This window comes from Oscillibacter sp. KLE 1745 (assembly GCF_000469445.2).
Classification (GTDB): Bacteria; Bacillota; Clostridia; order Oscillospirales; family Oscillospiraceae; genus Oscillibacter; species Oscillibacter welbionis.
This window is the reverse complement of record NZ_KI271749.1, coordinates 12,864-30,778: the sequence shown is the minus strand read 5'-3', so window position 1 is coordinate 30,778 and position 17,915 is coordinate 12,864. Positions and strand designations below refer to the sequence as shown.

At 64.1% G+C, this 17,915-nt stretch carries 16 protein-coding genes; 10 read left to right on the top strand and 6 right to left on the bottom strand.

Annotated features, from left to right (window positions below; genetic code table 11):
- Nucleotides 1-575: DUF1643 domain-containing protein (locus HMPREF1546_RS13440; RefSeq protein ID WP_021752037.1), on the bottom strand; the 575-nt coding region annotated here is incomplete at its 3' end.
- A gap of 98 nt (nucleotides 576-673) precedes the next feature.
- On the opposite strand from HMPREF1546_RS13440, the gene HMPREF1546_RS13435 reads away from it, so the two are divergent.
- The 7 genes from HMPREF1546_RS13435 to hflX all read left to right on the top strand — a co-directional run bounded on the left by HMPREF1546_RS13435 (nucleotide 674) and on the right by hflX (nucleotide 11,296).
- A complete protein-coding gene (locus HMPREF1546_RS13435) occupies nucleotides 674-4,000 on the top strand; it encodes a PD-(D/E)XK nuclease family protein (protein WP_021748741.1) in 3,327 nt (1,108 codons plus the stop codon).
- Between the two features lies 1 nt (nucleotide 4,001).
- Complete coding sequence (gene addA, locus HMPREF1546_RS13430) at nucleotides 4,002-7,562, top strand: helicase-exonuclease AddAB subunit AddA (RefSeq protein WP_021748740.1); 3,561 nt, start codon at nucleotides 4,002-4,004, stop codon at nucleotides 7,560-7,562.
- A 12-nt stretch (nucleotides 7,563-7,574) separates the two neighbouring features.
- Entirely contained in the window at nucleotides 7,575-7,991 is a 417-nt protein-coding gene (locus tag HMPREF1546_RS13425) for an SRPBCC family protein (protein ID WP_021748739.1), read from the top strand.
- Nucleotide 7,992: 1 nt separating this feature from the next.
- A complete protein-coding gene (locus tag HMPREF1546_RS13420; RefSeq protein ID WP_021748738.1) occupies nucleotides 7,993-9,060 on the top strand; it encodes a TRAP transporter substrate-binding protein in 1,068 nt (355 codons plus the stop codon).
- 126 nt (nucleotides 9,061-9,186) lie between these two features.
- A complete protein-coding gene (rpmE, locus tag HMPREF1546_RS13415; RefSeq protein WP_021748737.1) occupies nucleotides 9,187-9,390 on the top strand; it encodes a 50S ribosomal protein L31 in 204 nt (67 codons plus the stop codon).
- Nucleotides 9,391-9,502: 112 nt separating this feature from the next.
- Nucleotides 9,503-10,015, top strand: coding sequence for a flavin reductase family protein (locus HMPREF1546_RS13410; protein ID WP_021748736.1), 513 nt, complete (start codon nucleotides 9,503-9,505; stop codon nucleotides 10,013-10,015).
- 9 nt (nucleotides 10,016-10,024) lie between these two features.
- Nucleotides 10,025-11,296 (top strand): GTPase HflX, encoded by a 1,272-nt coding sequence (hflX, locus tag HMPREF1546_RS13405; RefSeq protein ID WP_021748735.1) that lies wholly within the window; start codon nucleotides 10,025-10,027, stop codon nucleotides 11,294-11,296.
- Here the strand turns inward: hflX and HMPREF1546_RS13400 are convergent.
- Nucleotides 11,238-11,489, bottom strand: coding sequence for a hypothetical protein (locus HMPREF1546_RS13400; protein ID WP_036629986.1), 252 nt, complete (start codon nucleotides 11,487-11,489; stop codon nucleotides 11,238-11,240). The genes hflX and HMPREF1546_RS13400 overlap by 59 nt on opposite strands.
- Nucleotides 11,490-11,587: 98 nt before the next feature.
- Between HMPREF1546_RS13400 and HMPREF1546_RS13395 the strand changes: the two genes are divergently transcribed.
- Both HMPREF1546_RS13395 and HMPREF1546_RS13390 read left to right on the top strand, forming a co-directional pair.
- Nucleotides 11,588-11,806, top strand: coding sequence for a helix-turn-helix domain-containing protein (locus HMPREF1546_RS13395; protein ID WP_021748733.1), 219 nt, complete (start codon nucleotides 11,588-11,590; stop codon nucleotides 11,804-11,806).
- 26 nt (nucleotides 11,807-11,832) lie between these two features.
- Nucleotides 11,833-12,477 carry a YigZ family protein gene (locus HMPREF1546_RS13390; RefSeq protein WP_036629985.1) on the top strand — a complete coding sequence of 215 codons (645 nt, stop codon included), beginning with the start codon at nucleotides 11,833-11,835 and terminating at the stop codon, nucleotides 12,475-12,477.
- A gap of 40 nt (nucleotides 12,478-12,517) precedes the next feature.
- On the opposite strand, the gene HMPREF1546_RS13385 is transcribed toward HMPREF1546_RS13390, so the two are convergent.
- Together HMPREF1546_RS13385 and HMPREF1546_RS19275 are read right to left on the bottom strand one after the other, a co-directional pair.
- Nucleotides 12,518-12,733 (bottom strand): heavy-metal-associated domain-containing protein, encoded by a 216-nt coding sequence (locus HMPREF1546_RS13385; RefSeq protein ID WP_021748731.1) that lies wholly within the window; start codon nucleotides 12,731-12,733, stop codon nucleotides 12,518-12,520.
- A 40-nt stretch (nucleotides 12,734-12,773) separates the two neighbouring features.
- Nucleotides 12,774-12,920, bottom strand: a complete 147-nt coding sequence (locus HMPREF1546_RS19275; RefSeq protein WP_021748730.1) for a hypothetical protein — start codon at nucleotides 12,918-12,920, stop codon at nucleotides 12,774-12,776.
- Between the two features lie 278 nt (nucleotides 12,921-13,198).
- Between HMPREF1546_RS19275 and nifJ the strand changes: the two genes are divergently transcribed.
- Entirely contained in the window at nucleotides 13,199-16,726 is a 3,528-nt protein-coding gene (gene nifJ, locus HMPREF1546_RS13380; RefSeq protein ID WP_021748728.1) for a pyruvate:ferredoxin (flavodoxin) oxidoreductase, read from the top strand.
- Between the two features lie 72 nt (nucleotides 16,727-16,798).
- Here the strand turns inward: nifJ and HMPREF1546_RS13375 are convergent, their stop codons facing one another.
- Both HMPREF1546_RS13375 and HMPREF1546_RS13370 read right to left on the bottom strand, forming a co-directional pair.
- Nucleotides 16,799-17,587: a GntR family transcriptional regulator gene (locus HMPREF1546_RS13375; RefSeq protein ID WP_021749323.1), complete on the bottom strand. Its 789-nt coding sequence runs from the start codon at nucleotides 17,585-17,587 to the stop codon at nucleotides 16,799-16,801.
- A gap of 104 nt (nucleotides 17,588-17,691) precedes the next feature.
- The gene (locus HMPREF1546_RS13370; RefSeq protein ID WP_256264806.1) at nucleotides 17,692-17,844 is read right to left on the bottom strand and encodes a hypothetical protein; all 153 of its coding nucleotides are present in this window, start codon (nucleotides 17,842-17,844) and stop codon (nucleotides 17,692-17,694) included.
- Nucleotides 17,845-17,915: the final 71 nt, after the last annotated feature.

Sequence of the window (17,915 nt, the reverse complement as noted above, 5' to 3'; positions counted from 1 at the left end):
AGCAGCTTCGTGTCCCCCTTGAGATACAGAGGGTGGTGAGGATGGCCGGATTTCAGCAGGGGGCCGGCGGTGAACCACTCGGCCCCGGCGGCGCTGGCGTCGGCGGCAAAGTCCCGCATACAATCCATCAGATACCCCCGCTTCTCGATGATGTTCCCCCAGGCGGCCCACAGGGCGGGGGCCGGGGACAGAGAGAGGAGATACCGGAAGGCCCTTCGGTTCTCCGCATGGAGCACCGGGTTGCAGGACCGCTCCATATCGTCGGGCCGGGTGGCCCGCTGGGCGTAGATGTTGAACATCAAAAAGCTGTCGTACCCGTTGGAAAGCGCGATCCGCTGGGCGGACTGGAGGGTGGGGTCCAGGGCGTCCGGCGCGGCGGTGGAGGGGTTGATGCCTATGCAGATCAGGGGCTTCCGGCCCCGTGTGCCCAGGATGTACCGGTATTCCGAATAATGGTTGGGGACGTACAGCCACCGGCTCACATCATAGTCCGGCGACGGCCGGAGGGCAGCGGCCAGGGCGTCGTCAAAGAGCTCCAGCGCCAGGGTGGCTGTGGGGCCTTGGGGAATGTGCATGGGTCAGTCCTCCTCGGAAAATCTTCAAGAAACAGGATAGCACGAATCGGCGGGATATGCTACAATGAATTTTGAAATTGCGCAAAGGAGGTCCCGCCATGCTGACGATCCTGATGGGACGGGCCAAAACGGGAAAATCGGAACAGGTGCTCCGCCGGATCGGAGAACTGGGGGATTCCAGCCGGCAGATCCTGTTGGTGCCGGAGCACGCCTCCCACCAGGCGGAGGTGGATCTGTGCCGGGCCTGCGGAGACACTGCCAGCCGCCATGCGGAGGTCCTCAGCTTCCGCCGCCTGTGCGACCGGGTGCTGACCATCACCGGCGGCGCCGCTCAGGTGACATTGGATGCCGGCGGCAAGCTGTTGACCCTGCAGAAGGCCCTGGGAGAGGTGGCCCCCTTGCTGAAGGTGTATCGCCGTCCCTCTCAGAAGGCGTCGTTTTTACAGCAGCTGCTGGACCTCTTCGACGAGCTGCGCTGCTACGACGTGTCCCCAGAGCTGCTGGAGAGCCAGGCACGGGAAATCCAGGGCGCCACCCGGGACAAGCTGCTGGACCTGAGCCTGCTGTACGGCGCCTATGAGTCCCGGCTGTACCGCCCCGGCCTTGATGCCCGGGACCGGATGACCAAGCTCTGCGAGGCGCTGGAGTCCTCCCGCTACGCTTTCGGCAAGGACGTGTTTGTGGACGGCTTCACGTACTTCAACGCCCAGGAGCGGCAGGTGCTGGAGAGCATCCTGCGGCAGGCTCGGTCTGTCACTGTCACGCTGCTGGGGGAGCCGGACAGCGCGGAGGAGATGTTTCAGGTCTCTCTCCGCACCCGGGACCAGCTGACGCGGCTGGCGGACCAGGCGGGCTGCCCATGGGAGGTCCGGACGCTCACCAGCGCCGACGACTCCGCCCTGGGATATTTGGAGCATCACTTCTTCGGAGAGGGGGAGCCCTACCAAGGAGACAGCTCCGCCATCCGGGTCCGGGAGGCGGACACCGCTTTTTCCGAGGTGGAGCAGACGGCAGCGGACATCCGCCGCCTGGTAGCGGCGGGGAAGTGCCGCTACCGGGATATCACCGTGGCCGCCCGGAACATGACCGACTACGAGGGCACCATTGAGACGGTATTCGAGCGGTACAGCATCCCCGCCTATCTGAGCCGCCGGAGCAGTATGTTGGAAAAGCCCGTGTGGAGCCTCATCACCGGCGTCCTCTCCGCTCTGGAAAACGGCTTGGAGTACGAGGACATGTTCCGTTGGCTGAAGACCGGCCTGGCGGGCCTGATGCCGGAGGAGTGCGATGAGCTGGAAAACTACGTTCTCACCTGGGAGATCCACGGGAAGATGTGGCTCCGGGATGTGGACTGGACCGACAATCCGGACGGTTATGGCGCACCTTGGGATAAGCGCCGCCAGGCCCGCCTGGACCGGGTGAACGAGCTGCGCCGCCGGGTACGCGCACCTCTTGCGGAGCTGTATGAAGGGCTGAAAGCCGGCGTTACAGCTGGGGAGAAAGTAAATTCCCTTTATAGTTTCCTGGAGCATCTGAATCTCCAGAACGCGCTGGAGGAACAGATGCGGGCCCAGGCGGAGGCAGGGCGCCTCCAGGACGCGGAGGAGACCGCCCAGCTGTGGGAGATCCTCTGCGCCATCCTGGACCAGTTCGTGGAGATCCTGGGGGACGAGCCTATGGGGACCGATGAATTCAGCCGCCTGCTGCGGCAGGTGGCCTCCCAGTACAGCGTGGGCACTATCCCCGTGTCTCTGGACCAGGTGTCCGTCACGGAAATCACCCGAAATGACCGTCACACGGATGCCTACCTGTTTCTGCTGGGGGCCAATGACCATGTGCTGCCCGCTGTGGGACAGAGCGGCGGCATTCTCAACGACGATGACCGGGAGGAATTGGCCCAGCGGGGCATCCGCCTGGCGCCCAGCGGCATGGAACAGATGGGCATTGAGCTCCAGAACCTCTACGCCGCTCTGGTTCAGCCCCGGGAGGGGCTGGTGGTCAGCTACCCCACGGCGGACGTGTCCGGTGCAGAGCTGCGGCCTGCCTTTGTAGTGGACCGCCTGCTAACGCTGTTTCCGGAGCTGCGTATCGAGCACGAAGGGACTGACAAGGCTTATCGCCTTACAGCAAGGATCCCTGCCTTGGAGACCGCAGGGACCGCCCCAGGGGGGATCCTGTGGCGGTATTTCGCAGATGACGAGGTCCTGGCGCCCCCCATGGCGGCCATGGAGCGGGCGGCTGCGCTGAAGCGGGGGAGCCTCTCCAGGAGCGCGGTACAGGCGCTGTACGGGGAGCGAATCTCCATGTCCGCCTCCCGGGTGGAGCGGCTGCGGAGCTGCCACTTCGCCTACTTTATGGAGTACGGACTGAAGGCCAAGGCCCGCCGGGCGGCGGCCTTTGACGCCCCCCAGATCGGAACCTTCCTCCACTACCTGCTGGAGCACGTCACAAAGGACGTGCTGGACTGGGGCGGCTTTGCCGCAGTGGGAGAGGAGGACCTCCACGCCTTGGTGCGGCGCTATATTGAGCAGTATGCGGCGGAGGTGCTCCAAAATCTGGAGGGCCGGAACGCCCGGTTCCGGTACCTCTTCGCCCGGCTGCGGAACACCGCTTACGCGGTGGTGGACCAGATCGCCGAGGAGATGCGCTGCTCCGACTTCGTGCCCCTGGCCTTCGAGCTGTCCTTCGGCGAGCGCGGAGAACTGCCGGCGGTGACGGTCAGCGAGCCGGACGCGGAGCTGCGAATCGGCGGCAAGGTGGACCGGGTGGACGGCTGGGTGAAGGACAACAGACTGTATCTCCGGGTAGTGGACTACAAGTCCGGCAAGAAAGCCTTTGACCTGGCCGCCGTCCGGATGGGCCTGGATATCCAGATGCTGCTGTACCTGTTCGCCCTGAAAAAGGAGGGCAAGCAGCGGTTTGGCATGGACATTGAGCCCGCCGGGGTGTTGTATCTCCCTGCCCGGGATGAGATTCTCTCCGCCGAGCGAAATATCACGCCGGAGCAGCTCCAGAGCCAGCGGGAGAAGGAGCTGCGCCGAACGGGCCTGCTGCTCTCTGAACCGGAGGTGCTCCAGGCCATGGAGCACGAGGCTCTGCAAAGTCCCCGGTTCCTACCGGTGCGGGTAAACCGGGAGGGGGACGTGTCCGGCGCCCTGGCCTCCGCCGATCAGCTTGGGCGGCTGGGGCAGTATGTGGAGCGGCTGCTCCACCAGATCGCCCGGGAGGTCCGGGACGGCAACATCGACGCGGACCCCTGCTGCCACAATGAGGACGACAGCTTCTGCAAATACTGCGACTGGGCCGACGCCTGCCACTTCCAGGATGGGCGGGACGGCGACCACCTGCACTACATCCTGCCGGTAAAACCGGAGGAGTTCTGGCGCCAGGTGGAAGAGGAGACAGAGAGAGGAGGTGGACAGTAACATGGCAAAATTGACCCTGACCCCCCAGCAGCAGGCGGTGGTGGAAAACCGGGGCGGCAGCCTGCTGGTGTCCGCCGCCGCCGGCTCCGGCAAGACAAAGGTACTGGTGGACCGGCTTTTCCGCTATGTGACGGAGGAACGCTGCAATATCGATGATTTCCTCATCATCACCTACACCAAGGCCGCCGCGGCGGAGCTGCGGAGCAAGATCGCCTCCGAGCTGTCCAAGCGGCTGGGCCAGACGCCGGGGGACCAGCAGCTCCGGCGGCAGCTGCTGCGGGTGTATCAGGCGGACATCAAGACCGTGGACGCCTTCTGCACGTCGCTGCTGCGGGAGAACACCCACCTCCTGGCCCGGGAGGGGGACAGCCGGGCCCTGACCCCAGACTTCCGGGTGCTGGACGATAACGAGGCCCAGCTGATCCGCCAGCGGGTGCTCTCCCGGACGCTGGAGGACTTCTATGACCAGCTGGACGAGGGCCGCGGCCTGCTGGCGGACACGCTGGGGGCCGGACGGGACGACAGCCGTCTGGCCGCCCTGGTGCTGGAGCTGTACGACAAGGTCCAGAGCCACGCGGACCCGGCCGGGTGGCTGGCGGAGAACCGGACCGTCTGGGGCGGCTGGGAGGGCGGCTTTGATGACAGCCCCTACGCCGCCGAGCTGCTGGCCTCCATCCGCCGGAAGGGGGCCCACTGGGGGGCCCTGCTCCGGTCCGCCTCCGCCCGGACCGAGGGGGACGAGGCGCTGTACCGGGGGTACGGGGAGAAGTTTCTCCAGGTGTCTGTGGCCTTTGACGCCCTGGCCCAGGTCCAGACCTGGGAGGCGGCCCGGCAGACGGAAGCGGCCGTCGCCTTCCCCCGGCTTTCCACCCCCAGGGGACGGAAGGACGAGCCGGGTATTGCCGCGCTGAAACAGGTGTGGGAGCGGTGCAAGGTGGAGGAGAAGAAGCTGGCGGGCCTGTTGTCTGTCTCTGAGGAGGAGGCTATGGAGGACCTGACTGCCGTGGCCCCGGCCATGGTGGCCCTGCTGGAGCTGACGGAGGACTTTGCGGAGCGGTACCGGCAGGAGAAGCTGCGGCTGAACGCTGCAGACTTCTCCGACCAGGAGCACTTGGCCCTGGGCCTGCTGGTGGGTTCCGGCGGTGCCCCCACAGAGCTGGGGGAGCAGGTGGCGGCCCGATACCGGGAGATCCTGGTGGACGAGTACCAGGACACCAACGAGATCCAAAACGCCATCTTCCGGGCGGTGTCCAAAAACGGGCAGAACATCTTCACTGTGGGGGACGTGAAGCAGAGCATCTACCGCTTCCGCCTGGCGGACCCCACCATTTTCCTGGGAAAATACAACCGGTTCAAGTCCTGGCAGGAGGCGGCTGACGGAGAGGAGCGGAAGATCCTGCTGTCCCGCAACTTCCGCTCCCGGCGGGAGATTTTGGAGAGCACCAACTTCATCTTCTCCAACATTTTGTCTGTGGAGATGGGGGAGATGGACTACGGCGAGGACGAGGCCCTACACTTCGGGGCGGCGTATTACCCGGAGCGGATGGATTGCCAGACAGAGTTCCATCTCATCTCTGCCCACCAGAAGGCGGGGGAGAATGACAAGCCGGTAAAGAAGGTCACCGCCGAGGCCCGGTTCGTGGCGGCGCGCATCCGGAAGCTGCTGGATGAGGGCTATCCCGTCACGGAGAGCGACGGCACCCTGCGCCCCTGCCGGCCGGAGGATATCGTGATCCTGATGCGTTCCCCCGGCAGCCGGTCTGCCGCCTTCGCCGCCGCCCTGGCGGAGCGGGACATCCCCTGTTCTTTCCAGGAGAGCGGGGACTTCTTCCACACCATGGAGATCTCCGTCATGCTGTCCCTGCTGGAGATCGTGGACAACCCCCGGCAGGACGTGCCTCTGATCTCCGTCCTCCGGTCGCCCCTGTTCGGCTTCACGGCGGACCGGCTGGCGGAGGTTCGCTCCGCCGCCCCCACCGGGGACTACTACGACGCTGTGACCGCCGATGGGGGAGAGGACTGCAAAGACTTCCTGGCAACCCTCTCGGACCTGCGGCAGGCGGGCCGGGACATGAGTGTCCACCGCCTGGTCTGGCACATCTACAACCGACTGAATGTGCTGGGGGTCTTCGGCGCCATGGATGATGGTGCGGCCCGGCGGGAGAATCTCATCGCCCTGAGCCAGCACGCGGAGAAGTTTGAGAGCAATGGATACCGGGGCCTCTTCGCCTTCGTCACGCAGCTGCGGCGGCTGCTGGAGCAGGACCAGGCTCCCGCCACCCGGGGCCCGGCGGAGGCTGCCGGCGTGCGGCTCATGAGCATCCACAAGTCCAAGGGCCTGGAGTTCCCCATTGTCATCCTGGCGGACCTGGACCACGCGTTCTCCCGGCAGGACTTCGACACGCCGGTGCTGGTGCATCCGGACATGGGCCTGGGGCCCAAGCGCATCGACCTGGAGCGGAAAATCCAGTATCCCACCCTGGCCCGGCTGGCCATTCAGGAAAAGCTGCGGCGGGAGAACCTGGCGGAGGAGCAGCGCATCCTCTACGTGGCCATGACCCGGCCCAAGGAGAAGCTGATCCTGGTGGACGCCCTGTACAACGCCCCCGGGCGGCTCCAGAAGCTGGCCGCTGTGGCTGCTTGTCCCGTGCTGCCGGAGACGGTGGCAGAAGGCCGCACCCTGGGGGACTGGGTCCTGCTGCCCCTGCTGTGCCGGCCGGAGGCCGCACCCCTGCGGGCTATGGCGGAGACAGAGATTGACCAGCTATATATTGGAGAGGACAGCCCCTGGCAAGTGTATTTACATGACAGTGAGGATTACCGGGAACGGCCCGCCCGGCCCCAGGCGACGGCGGAGGAGACAGGGGAGACCGCCCTCTTTGCCCCGGAGCTGCTGTCTTTCATCTACCCCTACCAGCGGGAGACGGCCCTGCCTGCCAAGGTGACGGCCACCCAGCTGAAGGGCCGCCCTGCGGACCAGGAGATCGCGGAGTATGCCGCCCATACCCCGTACCTCCGGCCCCTGAGCCAGCCGAATTTCCGGCGGGAGCGGCAGGGCCTGACCCCGGCAGAGCGGGGCACTGCCACCCACCTGGTGCTGCAATACCTAGACTTCTCAAACGTTAACGTGGCGGGCCAGATCGAGGCCCTGCGGCAGCGGAGCCTGCTGACGGACCAGCAGGCCGCGGCCGTGGAGACCGCGCCTTTGGAGCGATTTCTCCGCTCCCCCCTGGCGGAGGAGATCCGCAAAAGCCGAAGCGTCCTGCGGGAGTATCGCTTCACCCTGCTGATGGATGCCCGGGACTACGATCCCGCCGCGGCGGCGGGGGAGGAAATCCTCCTCCAGGGCGTGGTGGACTGCTGCTTCGAGACGGCAGACGGCCTGACCGTGGTGGACTTCAAAACGGACCGTGTGTTCTCGGCATTGGAGGTCCGGCAGCGGGCGGAGCACTACCGCCCCCAGCTGGAGGCATACAGCCGGGCCCTGGAGCGGGTGCTGGAAAAGAAGGTGGTCCGCCGGGCCCTGTATTTCCTGGCTGCAGGCGAGACCATGGAGATTTGAGGAGGAAGGCCAATGGGAAGGGAAATCGTCAGTATAGCCACGGCCCTGGTGCCGTATCCGCCGGAGCGGGTGTGGGCGGTGGTGACGGCTCTGGACTGCTGGCAGTGGCGCAGCGATCTGAGCCGCCTGGACCACGTCGGTGAGGACGCCTTTACGGAGTACGACAGAAGCGGCTTTCCCACCCGCTTCACCGTCACGGAGCGCCGCCCCCTGTCCCGCTGGGCCTTTGACCTGGACAATGCCAACCTGGCGGGCCGGTGGGCCGGGGAATTCCGGCCGGAGGGCGGCGGCACCCAGGTCACCTTCACCGAGACCATCACCGTAAAAAAGCCCTGGATGCGCTTTTTTGCCAAGGGCTACCTCCGCCGCCAGCAGGCTCGGTATCTGGCGGACCTGGGGCGGGCGCTGGAACAAGAAGGAGGGACCTGAAATGAAGCGCCGTCTTACCAAGCTGACCGCTGCCGGTCTGGCGGTCCTGGCCCTCACCGGCTGCACCGGCGGGGCACAGGAGGAGGTTTCAGAGGAGCCGCCGGTTCCGAAGAATGTTGAGACAACCTGGACCCTGGTGGTGGGCCAGCCGGAGGGCTCCACCTGCTGGGACGCGGCGGAATCTTTTGCCGAGGCACTGTCCGACGCCACGGAAGGCGCCGTGGCGGTGGAGGTTCAGCCGATGCCCCTCGATAGGGTTACCTCCCTGGAGCAGGCTGCGGCCGGGATCGTGGACCTCTATCTGGACAGCAGTTTCGTATATGGCTCCTACGGCGACGAAGAAGAGTTGGGCAGACCGTTTTTCTCCGTGACCATTCCCTTTCTGTTCCCGGACGCCGAAACGGCGGCGGAGGTCCTGGACAGCACCGGCGGAGAGGCACTGAACGGCGTCCTGGCGGAGCTGGGGCTCCGGGGCTTGGCATACGGGGAGCTGGGCTTCCGGTATCCGACGACTTCTGAAGGCCGTGCGGTGACTGCCCCGGAAGATCTGGAAGGGCTCAAGATCCGCACGGCGGGAATGCTGGAAGTGTCCGTGGCGTATGTGGACTGCTGGGGAGCGGAACTCTACCCCTCCAGTTTTTTAGATGTGATGACGCCTTTGTCTGCGGGATACTATGACGGCCAGGAGAGCACCCTGGCGGAGGCGGCCGCGGCGGGCTACCAGACGGTCCAGACGGACGTGACCATCTTCCCGGCCTTTTACGAGCCCGCCATCCTCACCATGAACAGTGATCTGTACGACTCCCTCTCCCCGGACCTGCGGGAGGCGGTGGACCGCTGCGGCCGGGAGGCCATGGCGGACCAGCGGCTCTGGAACCGGGAGCAGGAGGCGGAGATCCTGGAGCGGTGGCAGGAAGAGGACGGCATCGCCGTCCATGTTTTGACCGAGGAGCAGTGGAGCGCCTTCCAGGCCCTGACGGACCGGCTCTACGACCCGGAGGACCCGGATCACCAGGACTGGTTTGCGGACTGTACGCCGGAGTGGGTGGAGCAGTTTCGCCCCTCCTGAAAAAATCTCCGGAAAAATGAAAAAAGGACTTGCAATCTTGACGTCCGTGTGATACACTAATAAACGCCTTTATGGGGTGAAAGCTCCGGCGAGGTAGTCTGGATCAGAAAGAGGTGAACGAGAGCAATGAAGGAAGGAATCCATCCCAATTATCAGCAGACTACGATTACTTGCGCCTGCGGTAATGTGATTGAGACAGGTTCTACCAAGAAGGATATCAAGGTGGAAGTCTGCTCGAAGTGTCACCCCTTCTTTACGGGCAAGCAGAAGCTGGTGGATACCGGCGGACGCGTGGCCAAGTTCAACAAGAAGTTCGGTCTGGACAAGTAAGTCTGACACGTCACAAAAAGGGTCTGCCGGTTGGGCAGGCCCTTTTTTCATTTACTTTTCCGGCAAAAGCGCATATACTGTATGGTATCAATGAAGCGGAAGGAGCGTTTGCATGAAGCTGCATCCTGTGGAGTTGGAGCGTTTGACGCCGGAGATCCTGCATGTTTTCGGACGGCAGCCCCCGCTGCTGACTGCCGGAGACAAGACCGGCCTGAACACCATGACCATCGGCTGGTGCCAGTTGGGCCGGCTGTGGAACCTGCCGGTCTGCACAGTCTACGTGCGGCCCGAGCGATATACCTATCAATTTATGGAGTCCCACGATTATTTCACCGTCTCCATCCTGCCGGAGGAGGCAAAAAAAGTGACCGCCCTCTGCGGCAGCAAGAGCGGCCGGGACGTGGACAAGGTGAAAGCGTGCGGCTTGACGGTCCGTTGGGGGGCCGGGGACGCGCCCTTCTTTGACGAGGCGGAGTGGGTCCTGGTGTGCCGGAAGCTGTACGCCCAGGACATGGACCCTGCCTGCGTGCTGGGGGAGGGGGAGATCCTGCCCTTCTACACGCCGGGGCAGGGCGGCTGGCACCGGATCTATGTGGGCCAAGTCGTGGAGGCCTATCAAAAATAAGGAGTTTGCATGGCAGAGACACAGGAAGTACGAGACAAAGTGGTGCTGGTGGGGTTGAACTCCCCGGTGCTGAAAAAAGAGGAAAACGCCGACGAGGACACTATGGAGGAGCTCTCCGCCCTGGTGGAGACCGCCGGAGGCGAGACCGTGGGGATTGTGCTGCAGAACCGGCCGTCCCCGGACCCCCGGACCTTCATCGGGGAGGGCAAGGTGGCGGAGGTGCAGCTCTACTGCGAGAACACCGGCGCCACCATGGTGATCTTCGACAACGACCTGTCCCCCTCCCAGATGCGGGTGCTGACGGAGCTGCTGGGCGTTCAGGTGCTGGACAGGTGCGGATTGATCCTGGACATCTTCGCCCAGCGGGCCAAGACCAAGGAAGGGCGGCTCCAGGTGGAGCTGGCCCAGTACCAGTATCTGCTGCCCCGGCTGACCGGCATGTGGACCCATCTGGAGCGGCAGGCGGGCACCAGCGGCAAGGGGCCCATCGGCTCCAAGGGCCCCGGCGAAACCCAGCTGGAGACGGACCGCCGCCACATCCGCCGGAAGATCGACAAGCTCCGGGAGGACCTGGAGGAGGTCCGCCGGGTGCGCTCCACCCAGCGGCAGCGGCGGCAGAAAAACGAGATCCCGGTGGTGGCCATTGTGGGCTATACCAACGCGGGCAAGTCCACGCTGCTGAACCACCTGACCGGGGCGGGCATCCCCGCCAACAACCGGCTGTTCGACACGCTGGACACCACCAGCCGCCTTCTCACGGTCAGCGACACGCTGGACGTGGTGATCTCCGACACGGTGGGGTTCATCCGCAAGCTGCCCCACCAGCTGGTGGAGGCATTCAAGGCCACGCTGGAGGAGTTGGAGTACGCAGATCTGCTGCTCCACGTCATCGACGTGTCCAACCCGGAGTGGCAGCAGCAGGCGGCGGTGGTGGAGAACCTGATCCGGGAGCTGGGGGCCGGAGAGCTGCCCCGGATCGACGTGTTCAACAAGTCCGACCGGCTGCCCGCCGGAGAGATCATGCCCCACGGTCAGGATATCTGCACCCTCTCCGCCAAGACCGGAGAGGGTGTGGACAAGCTGTTGGAGATGATCGGGGAACGCCTGGACAGCGGCAGCCGCCGCTGTGTGCTGCACATCCCCTACGACAAGGGCGGCCTGCTGGACCAGCTGTACCGGGAGGCCAAGGTGGAGAACGTGGAGTACGGGGAGACCATCGCGGTCACGGCGGTGTGCACGCCGAAGGTCCTGGGGCAGATGGCGCCGTTCCTTGTGGAATGAGCGCCCCCAGGCCCGCCCAGGTGCGCAGGCCCAGCAGGAAGGCGTGGATGGCGGTGAATTCCAGGGTCTTGTCGAATTCCTCCCGGAATTGATATTCCAAGTCGCTCTCCATCAGGGACAGCCACATCACATATTCTTCCTGGGGCGCCGCCTCCACATAAAGGCGGATATACCGGGGATAGAGCCATTTCATAAAATCTGTCATCCTAAAAATCACCTCGAATAACATAAAAAATGGCGTGTTTCTAAGTTTAGTATAATACCTAAAATTTGGCGTGTCAAGGGGGACGCATGGAATTTCAGGAAAAATTGCGATCGCTCCGAAAAGAGCGCGGAGAAACCCAGGCCCAGGTTGCCACGGCCATTGGAATTGGAGAACGGCATTACCAGAAATTTGAGTCTGGAAATAATTTGCCCAGTTTCCATAATCTGTGCGCCCTGGCGGACCACTTCGGCGTGTCCATGGACTATCTGGCGGGCCGGACGGACCGGCGGGACGTGTGGAAATGAGCGCGGAGCAGACAGGGAGGACGGCCATGACCACCTATCGGGTGCCCTTTGAAAACGGGGAGAGCGCGTTCACGGAGAAGCGATCCCGCTTTATCAGCCACATCTGGCGGGTGGAGACCGAGGCAGAGGCCCGGGAGCGCATCGAGGAGATGAAGAAGCGATACTACGACGCCCGCCACAACTGCTGGTGCTATCTGCTGCAGGAGGGCGGCGTGGTCCGCTACTCCGACGACGGGGAGCCCCAGGGCACGGCGGGCCAGCCCATGCTGAACGTGTTCCAGCGGGAGAGCGTCACCAACGTGTGCTGCGTGGTGACGAGGTACTTCGGCGGCGTGCTGCTGGGGGCCGGGGGACTGACCCGGGCCTATACCAAGGGAGCCAAGGACTCCCTGGACGCCGTGGGCATCAGCACCATGAGCCTGTGGACGCTGTGGGACGTGCCCTGCACATATCCCCTCTTCGAGCGGGTGAAGCTGGAGATCATCGCCTGTGGCGGCGTGGTGCGGGACACGGAGTACGGCGCGGATATCCGCCTGCGGGCGGCGTTCCCGGCGGGCGGGGCGGAACAGTTCGTTCCCCGCCTCACGGAGCTCTCCGCGGGGAGTCTGGCTATGGAGGCGGCGGGGGAGGAGTTTCTTCCAGGCCCCCGGGAGTCCGCCAACGGAACATAAACAAACCGGGAGCCGGCTTTTTGGCCGGTTCCCGGTTTTGTTATGCGTGTTCCTGCCGGACGTGGTAGCCCAGCGCCTGGATCTTTTCCAGAATGTCCGCCTGCCGGACGCCTGTGGCGTCGTAGTCCACCGCCAGCTGTCCGCCGCTGCTGACGCTGACGGAGGTGACGCCCGGCAGGGTGTCCAGCTCCCGCTTCAGCAGCTTCACGTCATGCCGGTCCGCGTTCCGGTCCAGGGAGACGGAAATGCTTGCCATTCGCTTCACCTCCCAGCTGTGGGGAAGAAGTCCGGAGTCCTCACAGGTCCTCCAGGTCTGCCGCCGGAATGTCGTTTTCCACGTTGTCCCGGGCCAGATCGGTGTCCAGCACCGGATAGACGCTGGGGATGGGCTTCTCCTGCTTTCTCCGCCGGGGGAGCTCTACCTTGCGGCTGTCATCATGCATTTAGATCACCTCCGCCCTAGCTTGTCCCGCGCCGGGCTGAACCATGCCGGAAAAAGCCGGAAAACAGCGGCAGGCACATGCCCGGCCTGGACGCAAAAGCGCGGCCGGGCACAAAAACTCCTGGGAAAACTGGGGAGATTGCCGTCCGCATCCGTGGAAAATCCGCGGGATTTTTCATAAATTCCATGGATTTGGACAGGAGGCATCCCCCTGCGGTAAAGTAGGAAAGGAAATCACGCTGTCCTCCCCGAGAGGATGGAAAAAAGGAGCGAGACCGCATGAGCCTCAAGAAATTCAAGACCATGGACGGCAACGAGGCAGCCGCCTATATCTCCTACGCGTTCACGGAAGTGGCGACGATCTACCCCATCACGCCCTCCAGCCCCATGGCAGACCACGTGGATGAGTGGGCCGCCGCCGGCATGAAGAATATCTTCGGCCAGCCTGTGAAGCTGATGGAGCTCCAGGCCGAGTCCGGCGCCTGCGGCGCCATGCACGGCGCGCTGGAGACCGGATCCTTGGCCACCACCTACACCGCCTCCCAGGGCCTGCTGCTGATGATCCCGCCCATGTACCGAATCGCGGGCTCCATGCTGCCCGGTGTCATGCACGTCTCCGCCCGGACGGTGTCCACCCACGGCCTGTCCATCTTCGGCGACCACTCTGACGTCATGGGCTGCCGCCAGACGGGCTTCGCCCAGCTGGCCTCCTCCAGCGTACAGGAGTGCATGGACCTGGGCGCCGTAGCCCATCTCGCCGCCATCAAGGGCAGCATCCCCTTCCAGCACTTCTTTGAGGGCTTCCGCACCTCCCATGAGATCCAGAAGATCGAGGTGCTGGACTACGACGACATGAGCCGCCTGGTGGACTGGGACGCCGTCCGCCGCTTCAAGGCCCGGGCCCTGAACAGCGAGCATCCCACGGTCCGCAACACCGTCCAGAACCCGGACACCTTCTTCCAGCACCGGGAGGCCTGCAACGGCGCCTATGACCGCCTGCCCGCCATCGTGGAGGAATACATGAAGGCCGTCAGCGACCTGACGGGGCGGGACTACCAGCTGTTCAACTACTACGGCGCGCCGGACGCGGACCGGGTGGTCATCGCCATGGGCAGCGTCTGCGGCACCCTGGGGGAGGTCATCGACTACCTGAACGCCCAGGGCGAAAAGGTGGGCATGATCCAGGTCCATCTGTACCGCCCCTTCTCCGTGTCCCACTTCCTGGCCAAGCTGCCGGATACCGTCCAGACCATCTCCGTCCTGGACCGGACCAAGGAGCCCGGCGCCATCGGCGAGCCCCTGTATGAGGATGTGTGCACCGCCCTGGCGGAAGCCGGGCGCAGCGGGATCAAGGTGCTGGCCGGCCGGTACGGCCTCAGCTCCAAGGACACCACCCCCGCCCAGATGAAGGCCGTGTACGACAACATGGCCGGCGAGCAGAAAAACCACTTCACCGTGGGCATCGTGGACGATGTGACCCACCGCTCTCTGGACGTGGGGGAACACATCAGCACCGCCGGCGGCTCCACCATCGAGTGCAAGTTCTGGGGCCTGGGCTCCGACGGCACCGTGGGCGCCAACAAGAACTCCATCAAGATCATCGGCGACAACACGCCCCAGTACGTCCAGGCGTATTTTGAATATGACTCCAAGAAGTCCGGCGGCGTCACCAAAAGCCACCTGCGCTTCGGCAAGGAGTCCATCCGCTCTGCCTACTACGTCACCCAGGCGGACTTCGTGGCCTGCCACAAGCAGAGTTACATCCACTCCTATGACATCGTCCACGAGGTGAAGCCCGGCGGCACCTTCCTGCTGAACACCCTGTGGAAGGGGGAGGAGCTGGAGCGGAATCTGCCCAACCACGTGAAGCGGACGCTGGCCCGGAACCATGTGAAGTTCTATACCATCGACGCCGTGTCCATCGCCCAGGAGCTGGGTCTGGGCAACCGGACCAACACGGTCCTCCAGGCGGCGTTCTTCAAGCTCTCCGGCGTGCTGCCGGTGGATGAGGCCGTCCAGTACATGAAGGACGCCATCACCCACAGCTACTTCAAGAAGGGCGACAAGGTCCTGAACATGAACTACGCCGCTGTGGACCGGGGCCTCCAGTCCGTGGAGGAGATCCGAGTGCCCGACAGCTGGAAGGACCTGCCCGACGAGCCCCTGGAGCAGACTGAGGCCGCAGGTGTGCCGGACTACGTCCGGGACGTGCTGATCCCCGTCAACGCCCAGGCCGGCGACAAGATCCCTGTCAGCAAGTTCCTCAGCTTTGCCGACGGCGTGACGGAGGTGGAGACCTCCAAGTACGAAAAGCGCGGCATCGCCGTGGATGTGCCCCAGTGGCTGCCGGACAACTGCATCGGCTGCAACCAGTGCTCTCTGGTGTGCCCCCACGCCGCCATCCGGCCCTTCCTGTTTACCAAGGAGGAGGCGGAGCAGGCCCCGGCCGGCTGCATCACCCACAAGGCCAACGGCAGGGGGATGGAGAATTATACCTTCCGCATCCAGGTGGATCCCCTGGACTGCCAGGGCTGCGGCAGCTGCGCCGACGTGTGCCCCGCCAGGGAGAAGGCCCTGGTGATGAAGCCGCTGGAGTCCCAGATGCCGGAGCAGGACAACTGGAATCACTGCCTGTCCCTCTCTGAGAAGGCCAATCCTCTGGACAAGTTCACCGTCCGGGGCAGCCAGTTCCAGCGGCCGCTGATGGAGTTTTCCGGTGCCTGCGCCGGCTGCGGCGAGACCCCCTACATGAAGTTGATGACCCAACTGTTCGGCGAGCGGATGTACATCGCCAACGCCACCGGCTGCGCCCAGGCCATGTTCCTCTCCGTGCCCTCCATTCCCATGGTGAAGGACTCCGCCGGTCACGGCCCGGCCCTGTCCAACTCCCTCTTCGAGAACAACGCCGAATACTCCCTGGGCATGTGCCTGTCCGTGGACCAGCAGCGCAACCAGGTCAAGACCCACGCCAAGGCCGCCCTGGACACCACCTCCGACGCTGCCCTGAAGGCCGCCCTGGAGAGCTGGCTGCAAGACGGCGACGACGGCGACAAGACCCGGGCCGTGTCCGACGCCCTGATCGCCGCCCTGAACCAGACCGCCGACTCCAGCGCCGACGTGCGGTTCCTGCGGGACAACGCCGACCAGCTGGTGAAAAAGACCATGTGGATGTACGGCGGCGACGGCTGGGCCTATGACATCGGCTACGGCGGCTTGGACCACGTGCTGGCCTCCGGCATCGACGTGAACATCCTGGTGGTGGACAACGAGCTGTACGCCAATACCGGCGGCCAAGCCTCCAAGGCCACGCCCATCGGTGCGGTGGCTCAGTTCGCCGCCAGCGGCAAAAAGACCCCCAAGAAGGACCTGGGCATGATTGCCATGAACTACGGCCATGTCTATGTGGCCCAGGTGTCCATGGGCGCCAACCCCGCCCACGTGGTGAAGGCCCTGAAGGAGGCCGAGGCCCACAAGGGCCCGTCCCTCGTCATCGCTTACGCCCCCTGCATCAACCACGGCATCGCCAAGAGCATGAAGGTGAGCCAGGCGGAGCAGAAGCTGGCGGTGGAGTGCGGCTACTGGCCCCTGTTCCGGTACAGCCCTGAGCTGGCGGCGGAGGGGAAGAACCCCTTCCAGCTGGACAGCAAGGCCCCCAACGGCAAGCTGCGGGAGTTCATGATGGGCGAGGTCCGGTTCTCCGGCCTGACCCGCACCTTCCCTCAGATCGCCGAGCAGCTCTTCGCCGAGGCGGAGGAGCAGTGCGCCGCCCGGTACGCCCAGTACGAGAAGCTGGCGGCCCAGAAATAACTTTGCTGAAATCGACACTCCTATAAACGAAAGCGCCCCAGGGCAAAGCCCTGGGGCGCTTTCGTTCCGCCGTCAGCGGGATCCGGCGGCGTGAAAGGTGCGGTTGATGAGGCAGCGGCTGCAGCAGAAATCGATGTGCCGCTCCATGGCGGAGCGAGCCAGCTCCGGCAGCCCCAGGCCGATGGCGGAGCAGATAGCCACGTGCTGGGAGCCCATGACGATCAGATTGTCCTTTTTCTGTTCCGTGGCAACGAACTCGCAGGAGCGGATAGACAGGTAGTGAAGGGTGCCCTGGAGGGTCTCGAACATGTCGATGAGATACTCGTTCTCTGTGGTCAGCACCAGCTGGTGGTGGAACTCCAGGTCGATCTTGGCCCGCTCGGAGGCGGTGGGGGCGGTATCCAGATCCTTCGCAAAGTCCTGCCAGGCGGACTGGAACTGGTCCGCCAGCTTCTGGAGCCTGGGCAGGTCAATCAGGGTCCGCTTCTGTGCGCAGAGGAAGGCCGCCTCTCCTTCGATGGCCCGCCGGGCCACGAACAGGTCCTCCAGGGACTCGCTGCTGAGGTCAAAGACAAAGTAGCTGCGGTATTTGCTGTCGCTGCTGCGGGCGGCGGTCACCAGGCCGTTTTCCTCCAGCCGCTCCACCGCTCGGGTCACCGGGGAGGTGCTGACCCCCATCTGCTCCGCCAGCTTGGAGATGTTCAGCCTGCTCCCTGGCGGGATGGCGGAGGAGAAGATGGCCTTCTCCAGCAGTTCATAGACGATGTCGGAGATCTTGGCAAAGGGATTCTTCTCCTGGGCCGCTGTGATGTTCTGTGCGGTGAATCGGCAGCCGTCCCGCTGTCTGGGATCCTGGGGCATAGGGCACCTCGCTTCTGAAAAATATCTGTATCCTATCATAGCGGCCGCGGGCGCGAAAATCAAGCCCGGCGCAGAAAACCGCGCCGGACCGGGAGGGGGCTCCTTCAGTCCCGGAGGTCTTCCTCCAGATTGATTTTGCCGTGGACCTGCTCGAACTCCGTGATACAGCGGCGGATCAGGTACAGAATCTGCCCGCTGCCTGTTCGTCCTTCATATTCCGCGATATAAAACAGCTTGTCATGTGTCTCCTTATCCATGCGAAATCCAAGATGACTGTCCCGTGGCTTTTTCATAGTAAACTCCATTTCAGTAGAATATAAGTTGATTT

Coding starts and splice junctions, on each gene's coding strand:
- HMPREF1546_RS13435 (WP_021748741.1), top strand. CDS start 674: ATGCTGACGATCCTGATGGGACGGGCCAAAACGGGAAAATCGGAACAG.
- addA (WP_021748740.1), top strand. CDS start 4,002: ATGGCAAAATTGACCCTGACCCCCCAGCAGCAGGCGGTGGTGGAAAAC.
- HMPREF1546_RS13425 (WP_021748739.1), top strand. CDS start 7,575: ATGGGAAGGGAAATCGTCAGTATAGCCACGGCCCTGGTGCCGTATCCG.
- HMPREF1546_RS13420 (WP_021748738.1), top strand. CDS start 7,993: ATGAAGCGCCGTCTTACCAAGCTGACCGCTGCCGGTCTGGCGGTCCTG.
- rpmE (WP_021748737.1), top strand. CDS start 9,187: ATGAAGGAAGGAATCCATCCCAATTATCAGCAGACTACGATTACTTGC.
- HMPREF1546_RS13410 (WP_021748736.1), top strand. CDS start 9,503: ATGAAGCTGCATCCTGTGGAGTTGGAGCGTTTGACGCCGGAGATCCTG.
- hflX (WP_021748735.1), top strand. CDS start 10,025: ATGGCAGAGACACAGGAAGTACGAGACAAAGTGGTGCTGGTGGGGTTG.
- HMPREF1546_RS13400 (WP_036629986.1), bottom strand. CDS start 11,489: ATGAAATGGCTCTATCCCCGGTATATCCGCCTTTATGTGGAGGCGGCG.
- HMPREF1546_RS13395 (WP_021748733.1), top strand. CDS start 11,588: ATGGAATTTCAGGAAAAATTGCGATCGCTCCGAAAAGAGCGCGGAGAA.
- HMPREF1546_RS13390 (WP_036629985.1), top strand. CDS start 11,833: ATGACCACCTATCGGGTGCCCTTTGAAAACGGGGAGAGCGCGTTCACG.
- HMPREF1546_RS13385 (WP_021748731.1), bottom strand. CDS start 12,733: ATGGCAAGCATTTCCGTCTCCCTGGACCGGAACGCGGACCGGCATGAC.
- HMPREF1546_RS19275 (WP_021748730.1), bottom strand. CDS start 12,920: ATGCATGATGACAGCCGCAAGGTAGAGCTCCCCCGGCGGAGAAAGCAG.
- nifJ (WP_021748728.1), top strand. CDS start 13,199: ATGAGCCTCAAGAAATTCAAGACCATGGACGGCAACGAGGCAGCCGCC.
- HMPREF1546_RS13375 (WP_021749323.1), bottom strand. CDS start 17,587: ATGCCCCAGGATCCCAGACAGCGGGACGGCTGCCGATTCACCGCACAG.
- HMPREF1546_RS13370 (WP_256264806.1), bottom strand. CDS start 17,844: ATGGATAAGGAGACACATGACAAGCTGTTTTATATCGCGGAATATGAA.